Annotated in this window: 20 protein-coding genes; 7 read left to right on the top strand and 13 right to left on the bottom strand. The window is 33.6% G+C overall.

Features of this window, described 5'->3' with window-relative positions:
• The first annotated feature begins 108 nt into the window (after nt 1-108).
• From NH26_RS00765 to NH26_RS00745, 5 genes are all read left to right on the top strand, one after another.
• On the top strand, nt 109-3027 hold the full coding sequence (locus tag NH26_RS00765) for a hypothetical protein (protein WP_044224429.1): 2919 nt from the start codon (nt 109-111) through the stop codon (nt 3025-3027).
• Between the two features lie 353 nt (nt 3028-3380).
• Nucleotides 3381-5858 (top strand): hypothetical protein, encoded by a 2478-nt coding sequence (locus tag NH26_RS00760; RefSeq protein ID WP_044224431.1) that lies wholly within the window; start codon nt 3381-3383, stop codon nt 5856-5858.
• A gap of 94 nt (nt 5859-5952) precedes the next feature.
• Complete coding sequence (locus tag NH26_RS00755; protein ID WP_044224435.1) at nt 5953-7113, top strand: MalY/PatB family protein; 1161 nt, start codon at nt 5953-5955, stop codon at nt 7111-7113.
• Nucleotides 7114-7352: 239 nt separating this feature from the next.
• Nucleotides 7353-8141 (top strand): PCMD domain-containing protein, encoded by a 789-nt coding sequence (locus NH26_RS00750; protein ID WP_044224437.1) that lies wholly within the window; start codon nt 7353-7355, stop codon nt 8139-8141.
• 7 nt (nt 8142-8148) lie between these two features.
• On the top strand, nt 8149-8886 hold the full coding sequence (locus NH26_RS00745; RefSeq protein WP_044224440.1) for an outer membrane beta-barrel protein: 738 nt from the start codon (nt 8149-8151) through the stop codon (nt 8884-8886).
• 80 nt (nt 8887-8966) lie between these two features.
• On the opposite strand, the gene NH26_RS00740 is transcribed toward NH26_RS00745, so the two are convergent.
• Nucleotides 8967-10376 (bottom strand): MBL fold metallo-hydrolase, encoded by a 1410-nt coding sequence (locus NH26_RS00740; RefSeq protein ID WP_044224443.1) that lies wholly within the window; start codon nt 10374-10376, stop codon nt 8967-8969.
• Nucleotides 10377-10413: 37 nt separating this feature from the next.
• Complete coding sequence (locus tag NH26_RS00735) at nt 10414-12144, bottom strand: SulP family inorganic anion transporter (protein ID WP_044224446.1); 1731 nt, start codon at nt 12142-12144, stop codon at nt 10414-10416.
• Between the two features lie 438 nt (nt 12145-12582).
• Here NH26_RS00735 and NH26_RS00730 point away from each other — a divergent pair, with 438 nt between their 5' ends.
• Nucleotides 12583-12861, top strand: a complete 279-nt coding sequence (locus NH26_RS00730; protein WP_044224449.1) for a co-chaperone GroES — start codon at nt 12583-12585, stop codon at nt 12859-12861.
• Between the two features lie 98 nt (nt 12862-12959).
• Nucleotides 12960-14597 carry a chaperonin GroEL gene (gene groL, locus NH26_RS00725; RefSeq protein WP_044224452.1) on the top strand — a complete coding sequence of 546 codons (1638 nt, stop codon included), beginning with the start codon at nt 12960-12962 and terminating at the stop codon, nt 14595-14597.
• Nucleotides 14598-14679: 82 nt separating this feature from the next.
• Here the strand turns inward: groL and NH26_RS00720 are convergent, their stop codons facing one another.
• The 11 genes from NH26_RS00720 to NH26_RS25330 all read right to left on the bottom strand — a co-directional run bounded on the left by NH26_RS00720 (nt 14680) and on the right by NH26_RS25330 (nt 25419).
• Nucleotides 14680-15336: a nitrogen regulation protein NR(II) gene (locus tag NH26_RS00720; RefSeq protein ID WP_044224455.1), complete on the bottom strand. Its 657-nt coding sequence runs from the start codon at nt 15334-15336 to the stop codon at nt 14680-14682.
• Nucleotides 15337-15470: 134 nt separating this feature from the next.
• Nucleotides 15471-17984: a TonB-dependent receptor domain-containing protein gene (locus NH26_RS00715; protein ID WP_044224457.1), complete on the bottom strand. Its 2514-nt coding sequence runs from the start codon at nt 17982-17984 to the stop codon at nt 15471-15473.
• 106 nt (nt 17985-18090) lie between these two features.
• Nucleotides 18091-19218, bottom strand: coding sequence for a radical SAM family heme chaperone HemW (hemW, locus tag NH26_RS00710; protein WP_044224734.1), 1128 nt, complete (start codon nt 19216-19218; stop codon nt 18091-18093).
• Nucleotides 19219-19381: 163 nt separating this feature from the next.
• Nucleotides 19382-20470, bottom strand: a complete 1089-nt coding sequence (locus NH26_RS00705) for a hypothetical protein (RefSeq protein ID WP_139262771.1) — start codon at nt 20468-20470, stop codon at nt 19382-19384.
• Entirely contained in the window at nt 20433-21167 is a 735-nt protein-coding gene (locus NH26_RS00700; RefSeq protein ID WP_044224463.1) for a hypothetical protein, read from the bottom strand. The genes NH26_RS00705 and NH26_RS00700 overlap by 38 nt, the downstream gene beginning before the upstream one ends.
• On the bottom strand, nt 21151-22212 hold the full coding sequence (locus NH26_RS00695; protein ID WP_044224466.1) for a hypothetical protein: 1062 nt from the start codon (nt 22210-22212) through the stop codon (nt 21151-21153). The genes NH26_RS00700 and NH26_RS00695 overlap by 17 nt, the downstream gene beginning before the upstream one ends.
• On the bottom strand, nt 22209-22658 hold the full coding sequence (locus NH26_RS00690) for a hypothetical protein (RefSeq protein ID WP_044224470.1): 450 nt from the start codon (nt 22656-22658) through the stop codon (nt 22209-22211). Before NH26_RS00690 ends, NH26_RS00695 begins: the two co-directional genes overlap by 4 nt.
• On the bottom strand, nt 22639-23247 hold the full coding sequence (locus NH26_RS00685) for a hypothetical protein (protein ID WP_044224473.1): 609 nt from the start codon (nt 23245-23247) through the stop codon (nt 22639-22641). Before NH26_RS00685 ends, NH26_RS00690 begins: the two co-directional genes overlap by 20 nt.
• Nucleotides 23247-23522 carry a PAAR domain-containing protein gene (locus NH26_RS00680; RefSeq protein WP_044224474.1) on the bottom strand — a complete coding sequence of 92 codons (276 nt, stop codon included), beginning with the start codon at nt 23520-23522 and terminating at the stop codon, nt 23247-23249. Before NH26_RS00680 ends, NH26_RS00685 begins: the two co-directional genes overlap by 1 nt.
• Nucleotides 23522-25258 (bottom strand): phage baseplate assembly protein V, encoded by a 1737-nt coding sequence (locus NH26_RS00675; RefSeq protein ID WP_044224477.1) that lies wholly within the window; start codon nt 25256-25258, stop codon nt 23522-23524. The genes NH26_RS00680 and NH26_RS00675 overlap by 1 nt, the downstream gene beginning before the upstream one ends.
• The gene (locus NH26_RS25330) at nt 25249-25419 is read right to left on the bottom strand and encodes a hypothetical protein (protein WP_158021855.1); all 171 of its coding nucleotides are present in this window, start codon (nt 25417-25419) and stop codon (nt 25249-25251) included. The genes NH26_RS00675 and NH26_RS25330 overlap by 10 nt, the downstream gene beginning before the upstream one ends.
• Nucleotide 25420: the final 1 nt, after the last annotated feature.

Genomic DNA, 25420 nt, shown 5'->3' with positions numbered 1-25420 from the left:
AGACTACCGCACATTGCGGTAGTTTTTATCCAAACTTTTGTGCTGTAAGACTATTAGTATTCGTCATTTATAGACATTTATCTTTCTATTAAATTTCCTTATTAAACTATGAAAACTATTTTCAAATTTGGCTTATTTGCCATGCTACTTCTCATTGGGTTCTCATGTACCCATAAACTCCAAGAACCTGCTCAGATTTATGAACAGGATGGAGAGCATTCCAACCTCAGAATGCCATTTAATCAAAGACTCTTTCTATTGAACAATGATGTTGTTGATGGAAAAAAAATTGGTACTTTATTCGAATTAAAGTACGACTTCCAAGGTTTAGGTACTGCCCTAACAGATGATCAAGGTAATTCTATTGCAGAAATGACAAAATTAGAATTAACCAAAGATGGACAACCTTGGGATTTACCAAGAGGAGGACACATGTGTATCTCTCCAAAGAATGATTTTATTACTGTTGTGGTAAGTGGTAAAAGTACAATCTACTTAGTTAGTTTAACTGATTTCTCTGTTAGAGAAATTAAACTATTTAGATATGATCCTGATGGAATAGATATAACTACTCATTATCAAAATAAATTTAGTGGAAAAATCACACAAGTAGATGTGGATAGAGATGGATTTTTATTTTTAGCTGGTAAATCTGGATTCTTTAGAGTCATTAAAGACAATGGTAAAGGCGGAAGTGATGACCCTACAGATAATACAGGTTCAGATATCTGGAGTGATGTGGATAAATCTTTAGAAAACACCGTTTATGATGGTGAAATATGGGCTCATGTTATTCCTTATTCTTATTCAGGAAATATTGAAATGGAAAATAAAGACGATGACGAAATCGATTTACCTGAAGCCTACTTTGAAGATATGGCAGAAGTTACAGAACTTAATGGTACCGAATTGCAAGGTGAGGTTAGATTCTGGGGTGGTGATATTCTTTTCACTCAAAACTCTAAAGAGACTGGTGGATTTGAAGGTCAACGATTAATTTCCTTTACTCAATGGGGACAAAGAGCTATTGCTTTAGAATTAGATTGGAATTGGAACAAAGGACATGATGCTACTATTTCATATAACGCTGCAGAAATCTTTAGATTAAGAACACCTCATCCTACAAAACAAGGTAAATTCAAAGGTACAGGTAGAGTAACAGGAGCTGCTTTATGTGGTGATAATATGGTGTTTACCTCTCATCACTTTAAAAATAAATTGCAATTATGGACTTTAGATGGAGAAGTTGTAGATACTCCTATTCTTTATCTTGATGGTCAACCATGGGAAGGTGAAAATAAAAAAGGTCACAATTGGGGGGATATGGCTTCTACTCAAGAATTTGATCTAGGAGAGAACGAAGGTGAATATGGTAATTTCGGAGAAAGAGAAATTAACGGTGATAGAACAAGTGATTGGAAAAAAGATCATTGGAATCTAGCTGAAATGAAATTATATAGACCTGGTACGATTACTAAGGTACATGGCGCTACGATTGATGAAGCGAATAACCCTAATATGGATACTGAAGCTCGTCAAAATTCTGCAAACGCTGACATCGCCGATCTTAGAAGTAAAGCTTATAAGTTCACCGCACTAGGACAAGGTGGTTATGCAGTAATGAGATTTAGAGCTCCAACTGTTGTTACTCCATCTTCTAGATTGCAAGTAGTAGAAACCACTTGGAACAGAAAACCAAATTACAACGGAGATGCTGTTGCTGCATTAGCTTCATACAATGAACAAGCAAAAGTATATGTTTGGTTAGCAAACGATCCATACAATCAACCAAGATATGTAAATAACACTTGGATTAACGAAGGTATGGGAGGACAATGGATTGAAGTAGGTGATGCTTATATTTCAGAAAACATTTTTGATTATTCTAAAACAGGTATACCTAATGGCACTCCTATTCAATGGGTAAAAATTGTTGATGCAGGTAGTGGTACTTTTGATGGTTTTGATATCAACTTTGTATCTGCTTACGCTGAATATTGTGAAGATTTTGGTTTCGGAGATTTCGAAAGTGACAATGCAACATTTTTTGCAAATTATACTACCTATACAGAGGCAGATCGTTTAGACAAACAAGAACATGAAGGGCTAGCGTCTGTAACAAACAACCCTTATAATGTTCATAATAAATTTGTAGATGTTGATCTAAATACACAGGCATTAGTTGTCAACGCTGCTCAGAACGATCACCCTAACAGGAGTTCTTATGACGAAAATGCAGATCTTTCAAAAACTTTCTTCAAAACCTATATTCCTGTGTTGGCCGGTCAGACTTATTATTTCTCTGCTGAAGCATTAAATGCCATACCTATTAGTAAGAATACAAACGATCCGCATTTAAGAATGTATATCAAGTCAAATATTGGCTTCCTTAATATGGAAACAAGTTATTCTGATGTCGTAATATTACATGAAACAGATCCTAGTAATGTTGCATGGTCACACTTAAATCAAGAGTTTACGGCTTCCCAAAATGGTGTTATAGAAATTGGTATTGAAGAAATTTCAGATAAATGGCATGGCAATGATTTTGTGATTGACAAAATATCATTCAGTTGTGATCCTTCGGCTCAAGATATTTGTGAATCTACTGCCAACAAATTAACTTTTGAAAGTGTTCCAGGACATATCAGAGTAAAATGGAGTGCTAGTTTAGAATCAGAAATTAAAGGCTTCCAATTCTGGGTAGCTGATATTACAGCGGATGCCACTGTCTCTGTTAAAAAAGGAGAAGAGGATTTACGTAAAAAACCTTGGAGTGGCGCTCAATTCACAGAAGGTAGAGTGGTAGTTGCTTTTGGAGATGGATACCGAGATGGATCTGGATTTTACACACCTTCACAAGGCAATGATGGCATGAATTACATTGATCTACCAATGGAAAATCCAGGTGTATCAGGTGACAGAAGAATATATTCTTCGTCTATATGTGATTTCTGGTATACTGGAGGAACTAATTATTCTAATTCTACAATTCAACAAGTTCCATACAACGGACAAGCACTTTAATCTATGTAAAATAGAAGAAGCCTACTCGTATTTTTGAGTAGGCTTTTTTGTAACCATTATTAGGTATTTATTAGTCTTTTACGCTATTTAATATCTTTAAAGATTGTTAATTCAGCATCTAATAAGTAATTTCGATTTAAATAAATTTCTTTACTTATTTAATACCCAAAACAACTAATTTATCTAAATAAGATATACAAAAATTTACCCTAAATCTATATAAGATCTTTATTATTAGATTATAGATTCCCATGATAAAAACATGCTATTGTTAATGAATAATCCAACAGCTTTTTATCATTTCATCTTCAACTATTTTAATCTCTTTTTAAAACTTTACCTTCTATTTAACTATGAAAACTATTTTAAAAAATGGTCTTTTGACCCTGTTGTTACTGATTGGATTTTCTTGTCAACATAAACTGCAAGAACCTGTTCAAAACTCCGAACAAGGTGATGAACCTGCCAATTTAAGAATGCCATTTAACCAAAAGGTATTTTTCCTCAACTCTGCTAATGGTAAATCAACTATATACCAAGTTGATTATGACTTCCAAGGATTAATGGGAGATGCAAATCTTACTTTGGTTACAGATGATCTTCCTGCTGGTGGACATATGTGTGTGTCTCCTGACAATAGATATATCACAGTAGTAATCTCTAAACTTGGTAAGATTTTCTTAGTGGATCTAGAAAATGGAAATGCTATCCGAGAACTGAATTTATTCCATTTTGACTCTGAAGGAATAGATATAAGTACGCACTCAGAAAATAAATTTTCTGGAGCAATCACTCAAGTTGATGTTGACCAAAAAGGATATTTATTCTTGGCTGGAAAAGCTGGATTTTATAAAGTAGTGGCAGATAACGGACCTGGAGGTCCAAAGGATCCATCAAAAGTTAACGGAGGATGGAACATTTGGGAGGATACAGATCCTACTTTAAAAGGAACATCATATGAGGGACAAACTTGGGTTCATGCTGTGAAGTTCAAATTCTCTGGTGACAACTATGTTGAAACCACTGATGATGGAGAAGATTATTTTGATGATGCGACTCCTTTTAATCCGAAGAAAGTTAAATTTAGAGGTGGAGACATCTTGTTTACTCAAAATAGTTCTGAAACTGATGGTTTTGAACAACAACGTTTAATTTCTTTTACTCAATGGAAAGGAAATATGGCTGTTGCCCTTGACTTACAATGGACGTGGGGCACAAACCCTTCTGTTAGTTTTAGTGCTGGAAAAGTATTTGGCTTCCATAAAAGAGATTACGAAAGAGTTACAGGTGCTGCATTAACCGGTGACAACATGGTTTTCACTTCTCATCACAAGCAAACTAATTTAAATCTTTGGACTTTGACAGGTGAGTTACTTGCCTCACCCGATATGATTCTTCCTGACGGCAGCTTATTAAAACATAATTGGGGTGATATGGCCTCTACCCAAGCATTCGATGTAAATACAGAAAATGACAATCAACTTTCAAATAAAGAAATTGATGGTGCTTATTTCTCAGAATGGTATAGAGGGGACTTTGAAAACCATCAATATGCAGAAATTAAACTCTACCGTCCAGGAATGGGAGCTGATAAATACGATGTGCTTGATTTATCAGAAGACAACCATAATGTTTCTAGAGAGTCAAGAAGAAACTCAGCAAATGCTGATATAGCTGATTACAACAAAAACGGTAATAAGTTTGTCTCTCTTGGAGGAAATGATGGTTATGCTTTAATGAAACTACCACAGCCAGTTTTAGTAACTTCTAAAACTACTCTTCAACTTGTGGAAACGTCTTGGAATAAAGCACAAGAATACGATAATATAGATGATGCTTATAAGGCTTACCCAGAAAAAGCTACTGTTTCTGTATTAGAAGGAAATACGGATAGATACCTAAATGATGGTATTCTAGAGGGTTCGTGGACAGAAGTTGGATTGGCGTCTATCGCTAATAATGAATTTAATCTAAGCGATTTAGAAGGAAAAACCATTCAATGGATTAAGATCCAAGATACAAACTCAAATACTCCGGATGGTTATGATATAAACTTTGTTTCTGTATATGAAGATGATTTCGTGACTTGTGGAGAGACATTATCGAGCGAATCATTCACAACTTCTTATGATGCAAATACAAATGAAATTGTATTTGCATGGGATTTTGATGTTAATGACTTAAATATCTCGTCTTCTGGAGGAATTCAAATTTGGGTAAAAAATGGTCGTCAATTTGATGGAAATAGAGATCAAATTGGAACTACAATCTGGTATGATGAATTGAATAATTTAACTAGCAAAGAACTCAGAGTTAGTTTAGATGCTTTCAACTATTCAGGTGATGACTGCTTACAAACTATTTCATTCTCATTCCATACTATTTGTGAAAGATCTAGTGAAGGTTGGGTAAGAGGAAATGTTTTCCCATTAACATCTGATAAAAATCTAGAAGGTATAGATTATTGTTCTATGACCCTAGATGATATCAAACAAGATGTAGCTTGTGGGTTAATACCAGGTTATCAAGAAGACAAAAATTCAATTAAATACTATTGGAGTTCTTTAGAATCTGGAAAACCTGCTGCAAGTAGCTTAGATTCTTACAATGTATTCCAACTTAAAAACCCTACTGAGAATGCATTGACTTTTGAAATCATAGGTAATAACGGTGTTGTTGCCTCTACCATAGAAGTTCCTGCTCATACTTGGATGCTTGTACCATCACCTTTTGATGGTCTGTATTCTAACTTCAATATCAAATCATATTTGAATGGAGAAGAACAATCCTCAAATAGAGGTTCAATTGGCAAGCTCTATGATTGTGATTAATAGTAGTAATTTCAATAAATCATAAACAAATAGGGTTGGTTCATAGTATGAACCAACCCTATTTTTTATATTGAAAATCCATAACTAAAAAAAAATGAACCACGATTACTTCAACCAAAAAATTGATCGTTCTGACACCTCAACGGTAAAATATGACCTGAGAAAGGTACTTTTCGGAACCGACGATATTCTTCCACTATGGGTGGCCGATATGGACTTACCAACCGCACCTGAAATTGTAGAAGCTTTAACAGAACGTATCCAACATCCTATTTATGGATACACATTACAAGACAATTCTTTTTGGCAATCAGCAATTGATTGGATTGACAAAAGACATCAATGGAAAGTGCATAGAAAGGATTTTGTATTTGTACCTGGTATTGTTCCTGCACTAGGTTTGCTTGTAGAATCACTTACTAAACCCAAAGAAAAAGTAGGAATATTTTCTCCAGTTTATCCTCCTTTTAAAGATAATATTATAGGGAATGATAGAACCCTCGTAGATATTCCACTCATCAACAAAAACAATCATTATTTTATCAACTTTGATCAATTCGAAAAAGAATTAATTAATGGGCTAAAATTAATTTTGTTTTGTCACCCTCAGAACCCTTCAGGAAGAGTTTGGAACAAAGAGGAATTAGAAAAAATACTATCATTATGTGATCAATATGATTGTAATATCATCTCTGATGAGATTCATGCCGACTTAATGTTTTTCGGGAATAAACATATCCCATTTGCTTCTCTTTCTAAAATCGCAGAGAAAAGAGTGGTGACCTGTATGGCTCCTTCTAAGACGTTTAATTTGGCTGGTTTAAATTGTGCCTACCTCCTATTTAAAAATAATGATTTAAAAGAAAAATACATCCAACGTGTAAAACATATGCATTTAGATTTTGGTGGATTAATGGCTACGGAATCAATGAAGTCTGCTTACACAAAAGGAGAAAGTTGGTATCAAGCACTCTTAGTACATCTTGAGGAAAATATTAACTATGTAACACAGGCATTAAGTGACACTCCTATTAAGGTGATGAAACCTCAAGCTACCTACCTAATATGGCTTGATTGTAATGCTCTTGGAAATTCTCAAGAAGAGATAAAAAATCTCTTTTATAAAAAGATGAAAGTCGGTGTACAAGATGGAACAATGTTTGGCGATGCAGGTAAAGGCTTTATGAGGTTAAACACAGCTTGTTCTAGAAGTTTGTTAGAGGAAGCTATACAAAGAATAAAATCTAATTTATAAGAGTTATCTTCCATTAGGAATGTCCTTTATTTATTAAGAAAAAATGTATCGACTGACTTTTTTAATAAATTACAGCCGTTTTTTAAAAGACTTCACATCAAAGGATAAATGTATCCTTTACTTTGGATAAACTTTGAATAGTTTTATATTTATTTCGAAATACAAAGTCTGGTGTTATTGTGCTCTTTAAAAATTTACACCAGTACAAATAAAAAATCTTCAATCTTAATTTATTAATAATGAAATTGATCAACAAACTCTTATTATTAGGTATCATCAGTATATTTTTTGCTTGTTCAGACGATAATGATGATCCGGTAGTAGAAGTATCTTCAGAATTTGAAGAAAATCTATCATTAGACGAATGGGAATACAATGATTATTCTCAAGGTGAATATGGTAACCCTGAGGGTTGGGAAACTTCAAATCCTGGAACTACATTTCTAGGTGTTGTCAATGCTTATGAAGAAATGGAAGATGTTGTGAGTGGTAGTGCTGCTAAATTAGAAACTAAAGAAATCGCAATTACTGGTTTGGCATCTGCTACAATTTATACTGGACAGTTTGATTTAAACTTAAGTGATCCAGCTAAAAGTGCCCAATTAGGAGTTCCTTATACTAAAAGACCAACTTCTATGTCTTTTAATTATAAGTATACACCTGGCGATGTTTACAAACAATATACAGGTGCTGTAGGTACTGTAATCGAAGATGCTGTAGATTCATGTTTAGTATATATGTATTTACAAAAAAGAGAAGGTGATCAGATCTTAAGAGTTGGTACTGCGGCAATGCAAAGCAGTGAAACAGTATCTGATTGGACATCACGTAAGCTAGATGTTACTTATGGTGAAATTGCTAATCCTGAAGTTGGATTTAAGCTACGTGAGGAAGAAACAGGTTGGGCTGCTGCCGAAACTACACCTACACATGTCATCATTGTATTTGCATCATCTAGTGCCGGAGACTTCTTTAGAGGTGCTAACGGAAGTACCTTATTCGTCGATAATATTTCTATAGAATATTAATCTATTTATGAATTATAAAAATTATTGGGTAGTAATCCTTTTTACTGCCCTTTTATCTTTCTCTGCTTTTGGACAAGAGAAACCAAAAAAAGAATGGGGAGCGAGAGCTAGCTTCAATATTGGTGCTTCAGTACCTATGTATTTCCAAAATATGCCTGAAAGGTTCTCTTTTTCTACTACTTTCAACCCTTCTATCGGTGGTTATGTCAACATTCCCATCAAAGGAGATAGAAATTATTTACATCTAGAACTTTTATATACACATAAAGGAAATTCAACAGAAGCAACTGTAAAGAATCAATTCTTTAAAATCAGTGATAATTATTTAGGGTATGTAACAGGCGATGTACAAACAAACATTTCTTTAAATTACATTGAAATTCCTGTTCAATTCAAAACCAACCTTGGAAAAAAAGACAATGGTTGGAATGTTTTAGCTGGTTTATATTTAGCTGTTATGGTTAATGGTTCTTTTGATGGGACTCTTTATTCTGGGGGAACTATAGAAGACATTGCAGGAAATGAAAATACTATTGGCAAAGATACTCCTTACGATTACAGTGACGATTTAGTTAACTTCGATTGGGGTGCTCAATTTGGTATTCAAAAGGAGGTGAATAAATTCACTTTTGATGCTCAAATAGCTTGGGGTTTTAATGGTATATTCCCTAATGGATATGAAGTTGTTGATCCTAATCTATTCAACCTTTATGGTAAAATAGGTATGACGTATAGAATTTGGTAATACACTTTTATTAAAAATAATCCCAGTTTCTGATTTAGGAACTGGGATTATTTTATTGATTAAAAGACATCTACTACATACTACAAAGTAGAAGGACAAACAAAAGCGGTCACTTCAATATCTGCTTCTTTAATAGCTTTAAAACCTCCTTTTACATCAATGATATTTTCAAAGCCTCTAGACTTTAAGATGGATGATGCGATCATAGAACGATACCCTCCTGCACAATGAATGTGATAAGTGGCATTTTTATCTAAATCATTCCATTCAGTATTAATTACATCAAGGGCTTTATTGATCACTTTATCGCTATTGATATGCTCAGAAACATATTCTGAAAGTTTACGAGCATCTATCACCTCAATATCACCTGATAATCTGTTTTTTAATTCTTCTGCAGAAATAGATTCAATTTGATCAATTTCTTTACCAGCTTCTTTCCAAGCCTCAATTCCTCCTTCTAGGAAACCTAAAGTATTATCATAACCCACTCTAGAAAGACGAGTAATCACTTCTTCTTCAGAACCTTCATCTGCAATAATTACAATAGGTTGTTTTAAATCAACAATTAAAGCACCTACCCAAGGAGCAAATCCACCTTTTACACCAATATTAATAGAGTTAGGAATAAAAGCATCTTTAAACGTTTGAGGAGAACGAGTATCCAACATTAAAGCACCTTCAGCATTAACTACCTCTTCAAATAATTGAGGATTTAATGGTGTATTACCGTTCGCTAAAATTTGATCGATATGAGTATATCCTTCTTTGTTCATTTGAACGTTCTTAGGAAAATACTGAGGAGGTGTACTCAAACCTTTTGTTACTTCACTAATAAACTCCTCTTTTGTCATATCAGCTCTCAATGCATAATTACTTGCTTTTTGATTGCCTAAAGTATCGAATGTCTCTTTACTCATATTCTTACCACAAGCAGAACCAGCACCATGTGCAGGGTAAACAATTACCTCATCAGCTAAAGGCATAATTTTGTTTCTCAACGAGTCAAATAACAAACCTGCAAGGTCTTCTCTGGTTAAATCAGATTTCACCGCTAAATCAGGTCTACCTACATCTCCAATAAATAAAGTATCACCTGAGAATATAGCTACATCTTTCCCGTTTTCATCCTTTAATAAAAAGGTAGATGATTCTTGTGTATGTCCAGGAGTATGTAAAACTGTAATCGTAATTTTACCAACAGTAAATACCTCTTCATCTTTTGCAATATGTGCTGCATACGACGTTTTTGCAGTAGGTCCAAATACAATTTTTGCTCCCGTTGCTTCCGCTAAAGACACATGTCCGGATACAAAATCAGCATGGAAATGTGTTTCAAAAATATATTTGATAGTGGCATTTTCTTTATCAGCCTTGTCCAAGTATGGTTTGGTTTCTCTTAGTGGGTCAATAATGACAGCTTCGCCTTCTGACTCAATATAATAGGCACCTTGAGCCAAACAACCAGTGTAAATTTGTTCAATTTTCATAATGTTCTTCGATGAATATGTTTATATAATAATGTGTTTAAATTTTTCTTTCTTCAAAATCGTTACTCTGAATCGCTCTTTCAAAGTTACGTCTTAATTCTATTTGATTTCCTTTTTGATCGTAAAAATCTATAGCAGATTGAACATCTAAAAAGAAATGATCTTTACCTAAACGGTGCATTAATCCTACTCTAGTGAGAAAATCACGTACAGGACCAATTACATCAGTAAAATAGGTTCTTATTCCTTCCTGTTTAAGATCATAAACTAAGTCTTCTAATACACTTAAGGCAGTCGAATCTATATTGGAAACACTTCCAAAATGAAGGACTAAAACTTTAATATCAGTTTTCTTTTTTACTTCATTTTTTACTTTTTCTGAGAAGTAATTACTGTTTGCAAAATACAACTGTGCATCTTGTCTAATAATCAGAATATCTTGTCTTTCCTCAACATCATCAAACCTTTTTGTATTACGATATTCTGTAGATCCTTTTAATTTTGCCAATACGGCGATATGTGGTTTTGCCGTTCTCTTCACTAACAACAAAAGACTTAATATCATCCCCAATAAAACGCCTTCTTGTATACCTACAATCAAAGTGATGATAAAGGTGATAATTAACATGTAAAAATCTTCTCTCTTAGTTTTCCATAAAAACTTAGGGTAAGAGGTATCTATTAAACCATATACTGCCACTAATATTATAGAAGCAATAATAGCTTTGGGAAGTTGTTCAAAAAAGGGTGTGAGGAATAAAAGTGTCACGAATAAAATACCACTACTGATAATATTAGCCAAATTTGTTTTAGCCCCTGCCTGTTCATTTACGGCAGATCTACTAAAGCCACCTGTCGTATGAAAAGCACCAAAAAAGGACCCTATAATATCAGCCATTCCTAAAGCAACAAATTCTTTATTGTTATCGATTTGATACTCCCCTTTATGTTTCATTTGTAATGCCTTACTCACAGAAATCGACTCCATATATGCTATTAATGCAATCGCTAAAGCTGATGGTAATAATTGTTTTATCAATTCTAAATCAAACACAGGTATAGTGACCGATGGCATTCCTTGAGGAATCACTCCTAAAACATCAATATCAATAGGAATGAACTGCATGATAAGTAAGCCTACGATAACAGCGACCAAAGAGCCTGGTATTTTTTTACTCCATTTTTTAGTCAATCGAATCAAAAAGATACCTATCAATCCAATCATTAAAGCGGCATAATTATATATATCATATTGACTTATAATTCCAGATACTGTCGATATAGTATTTCCTCTTGCTACTTCAATTCCTAAAATATTTTTCAATTGATCAATTCCTATCACAAAAGCTGCTGCAGAAGTAAAACCACTAATAACAGGTTTACTCAAAAAATTCACTAAAAAGCCAAATCCTATCCATCCAAAAACAACTTGAAAGACACCTATGATCAATGTTAGGAGTAATATGGCAGAGAGATAATTTTCTGATCCTACAGAGGCAACAGAACTTACAGTGGCAGCAATTAACATAGAATCTATGGCAACAGGGCCTACAGAAACTTGTCTTGATGTTCCTAAAAATGCATAAATTAATTGTGGGATCATCGCAGCATATAACCCATAGACAGGTGGCAACCCTGCCAAACTAGCATAGGCCATACCTTGGGGAATTAACATAATCCCTACGGTAATTCCTGCAGATATATCACCTGACAAAAATGATTTCTTATAATCCCCTATCCAAGGAGCGATGAACGTACTTTTTTGCATTCGAGTGTAAGTTTATACTGCAATATGGCGGATGGTTTTTTAATGTTGTGTAACAAAAATCACATAAATTATTAGAAGTACAAGCTTTTATTCCACTCATTTTTAACGAAGTAAATCGATAGATTTTACAGTAAAAATAGATAAAACTTGAACTTTTAATCATCAAAATCTCTTTCCTATTACTAAAATATTTTAGATGAGTTATTCTTTATTACCTATTCGATATAAATAAATACTGTGTCATTTTGACCCCAACATGAATAGGAATGACAGTGTCACATTCTAGTACTACTTTTCATCACGACATTTTGACACATTTAACTGACAAATTTTATCAAAAAATCTATTGGCACACTCTTGGCAAAGTCCGATGCTGTAACCCTATTTTTAGGGACATTATTTTTTGAATAATTAATAACTTTAAAACAATAGATTCCAATGTCACAAGTGAACATTAAACCTTTAGCGGACAGAGTACTTATCGAACCTGCAGCAGCTGAAACACAAACTGCATCAGGTCTATTTATTCCAGACAATGCGAAAGAGAAGCCTCAAAAAGGTACTGTAGTAGCAGTGGGTAACGGAACAAAAGACGAGCCTTTGACAGTTAAAGTTGGAGACACTGTAATTTATGGTAAATATTCTGGTACAGAATTAAACCTTGACGGTAGTGATTACTTAATCATGCGTGAGGCTGACATTCTTGCAATTGTATAATTACAAATAGAATATTATCTGAAGTAAACACTTCATAGTTAAATTTAACATCAACATTATTTTGTTGGCAAAGACCAACAATTAATCTTTAAAATATTATGGCAAAAAATCTTCATTTCGATTCTGAAGCAATCGAAGGTTTAAAAAAAGGAGTTGACGCATTAGCCAACGCAGTAAAAGTTACTTTAGGACCAAAAGGTCGTAACGTTATTTTAGAAAAATCATTCGGTTCACCTCACGTAACAAAAGATGGTGTATCAGTTGCTAAAGAAATCGAATTAGCAGAGCCTATCGAAAATATGGGTGCTCAGTTAGTAAAAGAAGTTGCATCAAAAACTGCTGACGAAGCAGGTGATGGTACTACTACTGCTACTGTTCTTACTCAATCTATCTTCACTACAGGTATCAAAAACGTTGTAGCTGGAGCTAACCCAATGGACTTGAAGCGTGGTATCGATAAAGCAGTAAAAGCGATTGTTGCTGAATTGAAAAACTCTTCAAAAACTGTTGAAACAAACAAAGAAGTTGAGCAGGTAGCGACTATTTCTGCTAACAACGATGCAGAGATCGGTAAAATGATCGCTGAAGCAATGGAAAAAGTAGGTAAAGATGGTGTGATCACTGTTGAAGAAGCAAAAGGTACTGAAACAGAAGTAAAAACTGTTGAAGGTATGCAATTCGACCGCGGTTACTTGTCTCCATACTTTGTGACTAACACAGAGAAAATGGAAGCAGATATGGAATCTCCTTACATCTTGATCTACGACAAGAAGGTTTCAACTATGAAAGAATTACTTCCTGTATTAGAAGCAGTTGCTCAAACAGGTAAGCCTCTTGTAATTATTGCTGAAGATGTAGATTCTGAAGCTTTAGCTACATTAGTTGTAAACAAAATCCGTGGAGCATTAAAAGTAGCAGCTGTTAAAGCTCCTGGTTTTGGTGACCGTCGTAAAGCAATGTTACAAGACATCGCAGTACTTACAGGTGGTACAGTTATCTCTGACGAAACAGGTATGAAGTTAGAAGATGCTACTATCGATATGTTAGGTACAGCAGAAAAATTGATCATCGACAAAGACAATACTGTTGTTGTTAACGGTGCAGGTAATGCTGATGCTGTTGCTGCTCGTGTTGCTGAGATTCGTGTTCAAATCGAAAACACAACTTCTGATTACGACAAAGAAAAATTACAAGAGCGTTTAGCTAAATTAGCTGGCGGTGTTGCAATTATCTATATCGGTGCTGCAACAGAAACAGAAATGAAAGAAAAGAAAGACCGTGTTGATGATGCTTTAGCAGCAACAAGAGCAGCGGTTGAAGAAGGTATCGTAGTTGGTGGTGGTACTGCCCTATTGAGAGCTGCTTCTGTTCTTGATTCTGTTGATACAGCTCACCCAGACGAAGAAATTGGTGTTCAAATCGTTAAAACTGCAATCCAAGCTCCATTGAGAACTATCTTGGGTAACGCTGGTTTAGAGGCATCAGTTATCGTAAATAAAATTTTAGAAGGTGAAGGTAACTACGGTTTCAACGCTCGTACTGAAGAGTACCAAGATTTAGTTGCAGCTGGTGTTATTGACCCAACTAAAGTAACTCGTTTAGCACTTGAGCACGCTGCTTCTGTAGCTTCATTGTTATTAACTACTGACTGTGTAGTTTCTAATGAGAAGGAAGAAGGTGGTGCTGCTGCTCCTGCTATGCCTCCAATGGGTGGTGGTATGCCAGGTATGATGTAATAGACTTCATTAGTAGTTTATATAAAAAGGCTGTCTCAGATAAAAATGAGACAGCCTTTCTTTTTTCAATATAAATTGATGCTTAAGATACTTTTGATTTCCTAAGGTGAAATGAATTAAATTTATGTTTTTGCAAAAGCTTCTCATCTGCTTTTACTTCATTATAAAGTAATGTCACTAAATGATGAATTTTAGAATCAATATTCTCTAAATTCTGTTTTACTATTTTCAATAAAAACTGTTTTTCATCATCTGAGACTTTAGTTGCGTCAAAAAGCTCTAAAATACCCAATGATGTAGATAAATTTCCCCGTAAATGATGTGAGGTATAATCTAAAGCATGGTTTAATTTCCTATTGTCCTTTTCAATTTGCTTGATATAGGAATAGGTCTGAGAATCATCAGAAAAGACACTTACTACAAAAGGGTCTCCTAATTTCTGAATTCTATTCGTACGTTTCGATACTAAAGAGTGTTTTGAATTGCTCCCAACAAAAGGGACTACCTCTGTTGTTCCACAGTTAAATACTTTCTCTAAAACATCGACCAAGCCTATGTCAAAACAATTGGGGTAAATGTCTTCAATCAATTTACCTTGATACTCCTCTTCTGATAACCCTTCCATATCTTGACTAGCACTGTTACAGTAACATATTTCAAATTTCTTTGGTGCTAATCGTTTGTAAATAGTTACAGCTAAGGGTGAATTATCATAATAGTTAAGTAGTTCTTCAGTCATAAAATGTATGCATTAATATCAGTAAGTAACTCAAAATAAGCATTTTTACACAAGAATATCGTCCTATGTAATATTCTTGTGTAAGTTTACATAAAAATAACATTGTACAAACAAACTGAATAGCTACATAAATATTAGAACATATCTTCCATATCTCCACCGCTATTGCTACGGCTTCCTTGTTTTTTCCCTTTCTTTTTATGCGACTTCTTCATCTGTCCAAATCGATAAGAGAATGTTAGGTATCCAACTCTAGATTCCCAATCTGCCACCATATTTGAAGTAAAGCCAACTCCTTCGCTGTAGACATTAAATTGATAGGTATTTAAAACATCAGATACTCTAGCTTGTAATGTGCCTTTCCCTTTAAACAAACGTTGAGAAACTGCTACATCCAAGCCACCCATTGGTTCAATATGTCCCTGTGCCGTTACTCTTCTTGAACTGAATCTACCTGACAATTGTAGTGTAGTTGTTTTGGTCAAATTCGTAGAAGACATCAGCTTTGCTGACATAGCCCATGCCTGATTAGATAAATCTAATTCTCCCGAATTACCTGTAATTTGTAAATTATAAATATTGGTAGAACCTGTAAATTTCCACCATTTTGTCATATTATAAGTAGCAATTGCCTCTAAACCATAACTCTGTTTATTATCCATGTTTTCCCAAGTCATAATAGTCACCCCTTCAGGAGTTGCGTTAGTAACTCTTTGCATGGCATCATGAGTATATCTGTAATAAACAGAACCTGTTAAAGTAATATCATTCCAACCGTGTTGGTAAGTAACTTCCAAGGCATCAATAAATTCTGGCTTTAGGTATGGGTTACCCTTTCTTAAAGATTGTGGATTGGAATAATCTGGAAATGGATTCAATGTTCTGCCTCTTGGTCTGTTTACCCTTCTACTATAACCAAAAGAAACCTCTCTTTGCTGTGCAAATTTATAGCTCATGTGCAAAGTGGGATAAATCGCAAAATAATTATTATCCACCTCTTGTCTATCAGTTAATGCATTTTCATCTAAAATAGAAGTAGTATAAGCCTGTTCAGCTCTAAACCCTACCTGATAGCCAAATTTACCTAAATCATGACGGTACATTGCATATGCTGCATGTACTTGTTCATTATAATTGAAGTTATTATTTAATGAATCGTCAGGCATCCACATACCACCTTGTAAACTTTCTGATGTAAAATCAGCTCCAATTTTTCTAATGGTTGATTTCACTCCTACATCTAAGATAGAATTATCAGTAATTGGATGGGAATAATCGATTTGAGCAATATAGATTTCATTTGGATGGTCATTTTCGTTTCTTTGTTGAAAAGAAGGGGAAGTTTCCAAACCTCCATTACCATCATGACTATATTCATCGAACACACCTCTTGAAATTCCTTCTTGACGAGAGATTTGGCCAGAAACATCTAATATTTGATCTGGATTTAAGAATGTTCTATGCCATCCAAAATTATATTCTTGTGCAGACGACGTTCTTGTACTTGTATTATCTCTTAAAAGTAGATCATAACCATCATTATTTTGATCGTAATAATTGATGAATAGCTCCTCTTTTTTTGTACTCTCCCCGGTATTAAAAGTAGCATTTACATATACGTTATTATAATCATTAATATCATAGTCTACGCCTGTTTTAAAAAGGTGAGAAACTCTTTCATCTTCTCTTTTAGAATTCTGTGTATTTGAGCCTGTAAAAGCATTTGTTTCTCTATCGTAATTCTTTTGGGTTGAATTCCTCTCCTGCCAACGTTCATTATATCTACCTGAGTAGTTACCAAAAACATTTACCTTCCCTACTCTGGCGTTCAACCCTACCGAAGCATTGTATTTATTATTATTACCTACAGTGACACTCGCATTACCATTAAAACCTCCTTGTCTATCTTTTTTTAATACGATATTGATAATTCCACTTGTACCTTCTGGATCATATTTAGCGGAAGGGTTAGTAATTACCTCAATTCTTTCTATCGAACTTGCAGGAATTTGATCTAAGATATCAGATGTGGATGAACTTGTTAAATTAGACGGTTTACCATCAATAAAAATAGTGACGTTTGAGGAGCCTCTTAAACTTATTGAGCCATCTTGATCTACATCTATTGAAGGTATATTGTTTAAGGCATCTGTCATAGAACCGCCTACAGTTGTTAAATCTTGAGCTACATTAAAGGTTCTTTTATCAATCCCCAACTCCATCATGTCTCTTTCTGCAGTTACAGTTACTTCTTCTAACGCTTTTGCAGAAGCTGTCATGACCAAATTACCTAAGTATTTTTCAGGTTCATCTGGTTGGATCATGAAAACATTGGTGATTGTCTCATCATAGCCAATAAAAGATAGCTTTGCATACATTTTACCTACTTGTACCTCTGTAATCTTAATTCTACCCTGTGGGTCTGAGGCTCCTCCAGTAATAAAACTAGAGTCTTTTGCAGAATACAATGCTATTGTAACAAATTCTAAAGGTTCCTGAGTATCGGCATCGGTTATTTTAGCTGTTACGGTCCCTATTTTAGGTCTTGAACCACTTCGACCATTTTTATTAGAAGGTCCATTTGGACGCTGCGCAAACACAGTTAGTTGAAGTAATAAAAATGAAGTTAGGAAGAATAAGTTTTTCATTGATTTATTTATAATAACGTTAATTGATCTTAGCACAAAAGTGCAGAGGATATTCCGTAATTAATTTTTTTTTCAACGAACACGCTTATTTATTCAACAAATGATTCTAAACAAACAACTCACTGGCAATTTGATCAGCAAATAACTTCCCCTTTTCAGATAATTTCAAATGATTATTTTCCACAACAATCCATTCTTGTTGATGAAAACGTTCTAATTCAGTTTTCATTTCAACTAATAAATCAAATTGGTATTTCTCTTTTAATACCGATAAATCACAACCCCATATGGTGCGTAGTGTTGTAAGCAGGTATTCATTAATACCATCCTCTCTACTTAGGTCTTCCTTGTCAAATAATAAAAGCTGATCTTGTTCTATTGCTTTGACATATTTAGAGTTATTACTCACATTAAATTGCCTTGATGTTTTTCCATCAAAGGAATGAGCTCCTGGTCCAATACCTAAATAAGGCTTACCTTTCCAATACGCACTGTTATGCTGACTATAAAACCCTGGCTTGGCAAAATTGGATATCTCATAATGTTCGTAACCATTGCTCTTAAGTTTACTTACTAAGTGTTCAAATTGTTCTGCACCAAACTCATCGTCTGCTGGTTTAAATTTCCCTTTTTTTGCCCATACACCTAAAGCTGTTTTATCTTCTACAGTTAAACAGTAAGATGAAATATGTGGTACTTCTAAAGATAAAGCGGTTTCCAAATCTTTATGCCAAATAGAATGATCTTTAAATGGTATCCCATAAATCAAATCGATGGTCAAATTATCAAAACCATGATCTTGAGACATTTTTACAGCATTTAAACTCTCTTGGGCATTATGTGCTCTATTCATGAGTGTTAAGTGTGGGCCATAAAAAGATTGTAAACCAATCGATAATCTATTGATTCCTAATTTTTTCCAAGCAGTTAATTTTTCTTTAGTGATGTCATCAGGATTCGCCTCTAAGGTCAATTCTTTTACTTGTGAGGTATCAAAGTTTTTATGAACTCTGTCCAATAAGGTTTCTAATTCCTGAATAGATAAGATAGAAGGTGTTCCGCCACCAAAATAAATTGTTTCAATATTTTCACGTAGATACTCTTTCTGAAAATCGAGTTCCCATAACATCCCTTCCACTACATTATTTTTTAGCTTCATTGATGTACTGAAATGAAAATCACAGTAATGACAAGCCTGTTTACAAAAAGGAATATGAAAATAAATTCCACTCATTATAAAATATTTTAAAATTTTCTGTCTTTTTTTTGTCCACCTATTACTAATGGTTGTCATAGATATGGAAATACGCAAAAGAAACAAAAAAATTTTATATACACTCTATTCATTTGACGATAATGTTGTTTAGAAACACTTAATATTTTAAGTGTTTCTTTTTTTATAATGGAATTCGCTCATAAACTACTTTAAACTCCCCTCTCATTTTCATGGTCATAAGACGATGATCATAATGATCGGATCGATGAATATCATTAATAATCGTATTCTCACGATTACCTAACTGATTAATTTTTCCGTTTTGTATATATACCGATTTATATTGGTGTTGATTATCCACATATGAAACATAACAATCTTCCTTATTCGAATCAGGATAATATAAATAATTTACTTGTTTTACTTCTGATAATCTATTTTTCAAATAAGGTGAGGTAGATTTATAAAACAACCATATATCTTGATCTTCCTTCTCAGCATAAAAAATTCTATTATCAACTTTAAATATTCTTCCTCTTTCTAAAATTTGCTCAACACCTATCACTTCATTTAATTCCGGTTGAAAATTTATTTTTTTGATGGATACCCCCTCATCAATAGACTCTCCAATATATACTTCTAATAGTTCATCATTAAAATCGGCATATTGATAGGTTACATCAGCAAAATTTAACCAAAAAGAATATTGATTGATCAATAATTTCTGCTCATATACTTGAAGTACCACTCTTACATGATCATTCACTTCTTCTTCAAAAAAATAATATTCTTGGTTATTATGTAGTAAGATATCTTTAGGCATCAACCAATTACCATATTCATTGTAAGACACATATGACGAAATAGCTTCTCCATTAATTGTATTATACACAGGAAAACCTAGAGAATCACCCATAAGAATCACCTCATTATTAACAAGTATTTTTTCTCGTAATACATAATTATAAATCTCATTAATAGATTGAATTTCACTCTGACCATTAATTCTCCAAAATGAAGTTTTACCTATTTGATTCCGTCCCAATAAAAAATCGCCATCACTAACATAATCTACTGAAATTTCGTTAGCTATAATTGAGGTATAATTGGGTGTGAAATGAAAACTAACACCTTTTAAAGGAGCATTATCACTTATAACATATAAAAAAGGAGCATTTATATTTTTATCCTCTAATAATTCACAGCTAAACAAAGACAGTAAGAGTAATACTTTATACATTCGCTTCATCATCATCCATAAAAGTGTCATACCATTTTTTTGTTATGTAATACTTAATTAATATATCATCTTCATAATCACATCTTGTTCTCATTTGTAAAGCGTAATTAAAGACATCTCCCTTCCATCTTAATTGGATTTGATTACACCTTACCCCATAATATGCTCGTGTATAATCAATTGCACTTTTCGACTTTCCATAAGTACTTACAGCATTAGCTATAATCATACTGTACTTGCCTGTTTGCTTTTTTCCTATACCAGCAACAATTTCATACATATGGCAACCAGACAAATTTTCTAATATGTTGTGCCATTTCCCATCGCCAGGAATTTTGCCTTGCTTATACGTTCCAATAACCCCTTCCGCTCCTATCCAACCATTTACATCTAAAGTATATTGAGGATCTTCTTTTTGAATACCCACTTTCTGATGCGTAAATGAGATGAGACTATTCTTATTTTTATCTTTTAAATGAATACTCTCTGTAGCTTTATCAATATCAAAGCTCCATAAAGGGGACTTTTCTTCAATATTTTTAAAGAAGCTTATCAGTTTCTCTGACCTACCTACTGGCGTAACAGATAATCCGTTTTCCATATTTTTATTTAGACCATCATCAATTTTGTTGACAGAAGATTCTATCAAATCAGAAAAATGAGAAGCTGATGGTAATGCTCCTTTCTTAAAAAACTCTTTTAAAGTATTTCTATCTTGAAGTGCCATGTTTGAATCGAAAAAATTGAAATTGATACCCTACATTTAAAGCTACAGAAGGTAGCCATATGTCTTGATCGACATATCCATAAGTATATAATAATTGAGGGCTATCGTACCTTTTTGATGCCAAATTAAATGATTGAAAAGGAACATCTATAGTGGTTTTGAACATCAAACAGCCCTTTTTAATATTTTTTTTAAAACCTATACCAATCATTCCAGATAGTTGATATTCCCGCCTTTGAGATCGAGTATCAAGGTGATCACTTACCTCTTTGGAAACACCTTCATTAAAAGTAGATAAAGAAATCTGCGCATTTGCATTCACTAACTTTTTAAAACTTCCACCAAGTTCTAAATACAAATAGGGTTTATTTATTCTGGATGTTCCTTCGTTTATTCTTTTTCTATTGCTTGCTTTTAAATTGATTTGAAGACTACTTCCTAAGGTCAAATAATTTAATTCTTCTTCTTTAGAAAAAGTATTTCCTCCTTCTAGCTGCAATTCACTAATTGAAAATCGTTGGTTGGTCCATTCTGAAAAAACCATCCATTGTAAATTAGGAAAAAGGTTCACCCCAACCGATAATTGCCCTTGATATCCACCTCCCATGATCATTTGAGGAGGATCATTATGAAAACCAATCGTATAATTCGAAGTACTAACAGGTAATGTTCCATTGATTCCAGCTCCCACCTGAATATAAAAAATAGGATCTCGTGGTATTCGATCTAACACATACTGAAACTCTTCTAACACCTTATTACGTGGAATGAAATACGGGTTTTTCTTGAGATATTTCACTAAAACCTTTGATGCCTTTTCATGTTCCCCTTCAAAATAAAGAGCAGAACAAAATAATACGATGGCTTCTTCTCCTTCTTCTTCATTGTACGCATTAGAGGCAATACAGTCATACAATAAGCTATCTATTTTTTCTAACTGACCTAATTGATATGCCTGTTTAGCAAGGTGTAGTTTATCTCCGCAATGTTCTGCATAAACAAATCCAAAAAATAAATTAAATACTATATAAAGTCTGATTTTCATTGTATTGGCATCTTTACATTTACTGTTTTAACTTTTTGATTTTTGAATAGTTTCTGAATATGTTTGATCAAAAAAACTTCTGAGAAAGAGGGTTCTTCTTCTAAAACTTTCCGCATTAAATTTCTAGACTTATGAGTCAATTGATAATGAAATAAAAAAGTCTCATCACCTAATATGACCTTCCCTCTCTCTTTATAATTTTTATCTTGTAACATCAATTGATACAGACATTTAGAAGAATAATCGTCCATAACTACCCAACTGCTATCCAATTGAGAAAAAGCCTTGATTACTTCATTTTGAACTGCTAATAGGGAGCTCTTTTCTTTTTGAATTACGATATAAAAAACATCTACCTTTTTTCCTTCAATATCCACTTGCATAGAGGGTAGTGGTAGAGTATTTTGAGCCAACATTGGAGCACAACTAATCCACACTAGAAGCATTAAGTTGAGCAGCTGTATTTTGAGATTGTTCTTCATGTAGTTGTTCTTGTGTTTGTTGAATATTTGTCTGCTGAGTTCCTTGGTTATTTCCGTTGGTTACATTATCCACCTTCGGATTGATCCTATCACTTTTAAATTTAAAATGAAGCAAGGCTCTGAGTACATTACCTTGCTGATCGAAATACTCATAGTCAGCGGTAAACATCTCACATCTATACCCTATTTCCTGAAAGATAGGATTGACCTTTGGCGAAGAGGTATCAGGCGTTTTCTTACGACTCTTCTTCTCTTCTGAAAAATCATTATCTGCTTTAAAATCTAGAAATACTAGATTCATAGGGTTATTAAAATCTGCACCTACAAAAAATAAATCGGTGAGTTGATTTATCGTATTAACTATAGATGAAACTGTTGACGGTATAGCCCCTGTGGTATCTAGATAAATACTAAATTCAATATTATGATTGATGTTTAACCCTTTAGCATTTTCCTTCTTATCCATATCTTTCTGATAAGAATTTTTTAAAGTATCAGGAAAGAATGGTAAAGTGATTTCTTTATTTTTATCCTTACTTTTAATACTAATCATTACTTTCCTATTATTATTTCGGGGATACCAACCATCACAAGACCACCAGCAAATGCATCAATATTGGCTCTAATAGCCGGTTTTCCATCAATAAAAACTGATGTTGAGGCAGCGCAACAAGGACAAGCACATGGCAATAATGGTCCTCCAACTTGAGAGGAAAGTACTTTCTGATTACTCGACAACACAGAAGAATAAGGTTGTACTACATTATAACTCACTGGCGTACCTTTTGCCGTACAGATGTGTAAATCATTTTCTTTAGACAAATTCATTAGCTATTCATTAATATTTGGGTGGCATTTAATTTTAACTGACTATTATTAGCATCAATACTCAACGCTTTTGTAGCTGAGGCTACAAAATCACCATCAGAATTTACCTCAATTTTTTGCTTACCATTGAGGCTTAATTCTTCGGTATCTAGCGTTAATTTATTTTCAGATTTCATCAAAATTTCAGGGCTTTCAAAAGTGATTTTTGAAGAAGATTTAATCAAAAGTTCTCCATTGGCTTGTGCTATCAACTGAATATCTTCTCCCATAAAAATCGACAAAGACTCTTCCTCTTCATTCATCTTTATACCGTAATTTTCAGTAGACATTTCAATATGCTTAGTCTCATCATTCATGAAAAATTTCAAAGCATTAGAAGTAAAGAAACCCTTATTTTGTTGCTCATTTACCTGTGGATGTTCATCCGTTGTTTTATATATACTACCCAATACTATAGGGTGGTCAAACGTGTCTCCTAGAAAAGATACAACCACTTGATCGCCTACCTTTGGCACCCATAAAAAACCATGTCCACTGCCCGCACTTGAACTCATTAATTTGGCCCAGATAAACTGTGTTGTTTTATCTACAAAAGGGTTATTTGTGAAATAGGGCAATTCCACCTGTATCAGGTATTTATCATTCGAATGAATATCTCCAGTATCTTGTACTTGTTGCACAATTCCTAAATGTAATGAGCTAGAATCTTCCTTTTTTGAATCATCAATAAACAATGATTCTCCAAAATTGATGATCACTTTCTTCTCTTCTTCTTCTAATTGATACTCTATAGACGTAATAAAAACGGTATCCGAAATTCCATCATCTTCCAACGTTAACCACTCTCCTATTTCAACATCTGGAAATTGATCAGAACAAATATATCCTCGACATTGAGTCATGTTTTGAAGAGCAACATCAAAGGTATATTTCTCCTTCAAATCATCTACAGATAATTTTTGATAATTAGAATAATACCCCTCATCTTTTTTAGATAAATCAGCCCATTGTTCTTCCTCCTCTAATCCGTTGGATTTAGGGTTAATCGACTTACTTTCTTCTACATTCAATAACTGATCTTCTGTATTAAAAAAAGCAATACTTGATAAGGACGTTGTTCCTAATCCATTGTACTGAATATCATAGGCTATGGCCTCATTCAAAGCCAAATTTATATTATCTGATAATTCCTCATAATGAACTATTTTAAATTCAGCATTAGAATTAATACTGATGATAGAACCTGTCATTTTTAACTGCTCTAATAAAAAATCGTAATCATTTTTTTGATACTGAAGAATCACTTCTTCCTCCCCTTTAGAAGAGGTTTCTTTTATATTTCCTTGGTAATCCACCTTCCATTTTTGCAATAGAATATCTGCTACTTTAGAATGTACTCCCTCATACAATTGATTACTACAACTTTGTTTCATTAAATCAAAAATATCGCCCGCTTGTATATTCATATAGCGTTGATTTAGCTCTCTTGAATAACCATATTTCAATACAAAACCCTTAAAAACTGTTCTATTACTATTTGATTTTAGTTCGATAGACAAGGTACTTCCTACTTTAATAGCTAAGCGTTCATCAGAGGTTAGTAACAGAAACAAAACAGCTTTCATTCCTATATTAACTTCTTGATTAATAATACATTTTTTGATGTAAAAGGCGTCTTCATCAATTTTTGAATTATCCACTTTTATGATTACTTGTATGTCTTGATTTAGTCCCAAAGTCTATTTTTTAATTTTCGTAATGCTTTATTTTTATCTCTTTCCTCTTGTCTAATAATTTGTACAATTTTTTCTTGTTGTTCGTGCTCATTAGAAGCAATTTGTCTTGCGTCAGAGGCTACTTTAATTTTGATATTTATCTGTTCAATTTTAATATTCATA

The organism is Flammeovirga pacifica, from assembly GCF_000807855.2.
GTDB classification, from domain to species: domain Bacteria; phylum Bacteroidota; class Bacteroidia; order Cytophagales; family Flammeovirgaceae; genus Flammeovirga; species Flammeovirga pacifica.
This window is presented reverse-complemented; position numbering and strand designations above follow the sequence as displayed.

Coding starts and splice junctions, on each gene's coding strand:
- NH26_RS00765 (WP_044224429.1), top strand. CDS start 109: ATGAAAACTATTTTCAAATTTGGCTTATTTGCCATGCTACTTCTCATT.
- NH26_RS00760 (WP_044224431.1), top strand. CDS start 3,381: ATGAAAACTATTTTAAAAAATGGTCTTTTGACCCTGTTGTTACTGATT.
- NH26_RS00755 (WP_044224435.1), top strand. CDS start 5,953: ATGAACCACGATTACTTCAACCAAAAAATTGATCGTTCTGACACCTCA.
- NH26_RS00750 (WP_044224437.1), top strand. CDS start 7,353: ATGAAATTGATCAACAAACTCTTATTATTAGGTATCATCAGTATATTT.
- NH26_RS00745 (WP_044224440.1), top strand. CDS start 8,149: ATGAATTATAAAAATTATTGGGTAGTAATCCTTTTTACTGCCCTTTTA.
- NH26_RS00740 (WP_044224443.1), bottom strand. CDS start 10,376: ATGAAAATTGAACAAATTTACACTGGTTGTTTGGCTCAAGGTGCCTAT.
- NH26_RS00735 (WP_044224446.1), bottom strand. CDS start 12,144: ATGCAAAAAAGTACGTTCATCGCTCCTTGGATAGGGGATTATAAGAAA.
- NH26_RS00730 (WP_044224449.1), top strand. CDS start 12,583: ATGTCACAAGTGAACATTAAACCTTTAGCGGACAGAGTACTTATCGAA.
- groL (WP_044224452.1), top strand. CDS start 12,960: ATGGCAAAAAATCTTCATTTCGATTCTGAAGCAATCGAAGGTTTAAAA.
- NH26_RS00720 (WP_044224455.1), bottom strand. CDS start 15,336: ATGACTGAAGAACTACTTAACTATTATGATAATTCACCCTTAGCTGTA.
- NH26_RS00715 (WP_044224457.1), bottom strand. CDS start 17,984: ATGAAAAACTTATTCTTCCTAACTTCATTTTTATTACTTCAACTAACT.
- hemW (WP_044224734.1), bottom strand. CDS start 19,218: ATGAGTGGAATTTATTTTCATATTCCTTTTTGTAAACAGGCTTGTCAT.
- NH26_RS00705 (WP_139262771.1), bottom strand. CDS start 20,470: ATGACACTTTTATGGATGATGATGAAGCGAATGTATAAAGTATTACTC.
- NH26_RS00700 (WP_044224463.1), bottom strand. CDS start 21,167: ATGGCACTTCAAGATAGAAATACTTTAAAAGAGTTTTTTAAGAAAGGA.
- NH26_RS00695 (WP_044224466.1), bottom strand. CDS start 22,212: ATGAAAATCAGACTTTATATAGTATTTAATTTATTTTTTGGATTTGTT.
- NH26_RS00690 (WP_044224470.1), bottom strand. CDS start 22,658: ATGCTTCTAGTGTGGATTAGTTGTGCTCCAATGTTGGCTCAAAATACT.
- NH26_RS00685 (WP_044224473.1), bottom strand. CDS start 23,247: ATGATTAGTATTAAAAGTAAGGATAAAAATAAAGAAATCACTTTACCA.
- NH26_RS00680 (WP_044224474.1), bottom strand. CDS start 23,522: ATGAATTTGTCTAAAGAAAATGATTTACACATCTGTACGGCAAAAGGT.
- NH26_RS25330 (WP_158021855.1), bottom strand. CDS start 25,419: ATGAATATTAAAATTGAACAGATAAATATCAAAATTAAAGTAGCCTCT.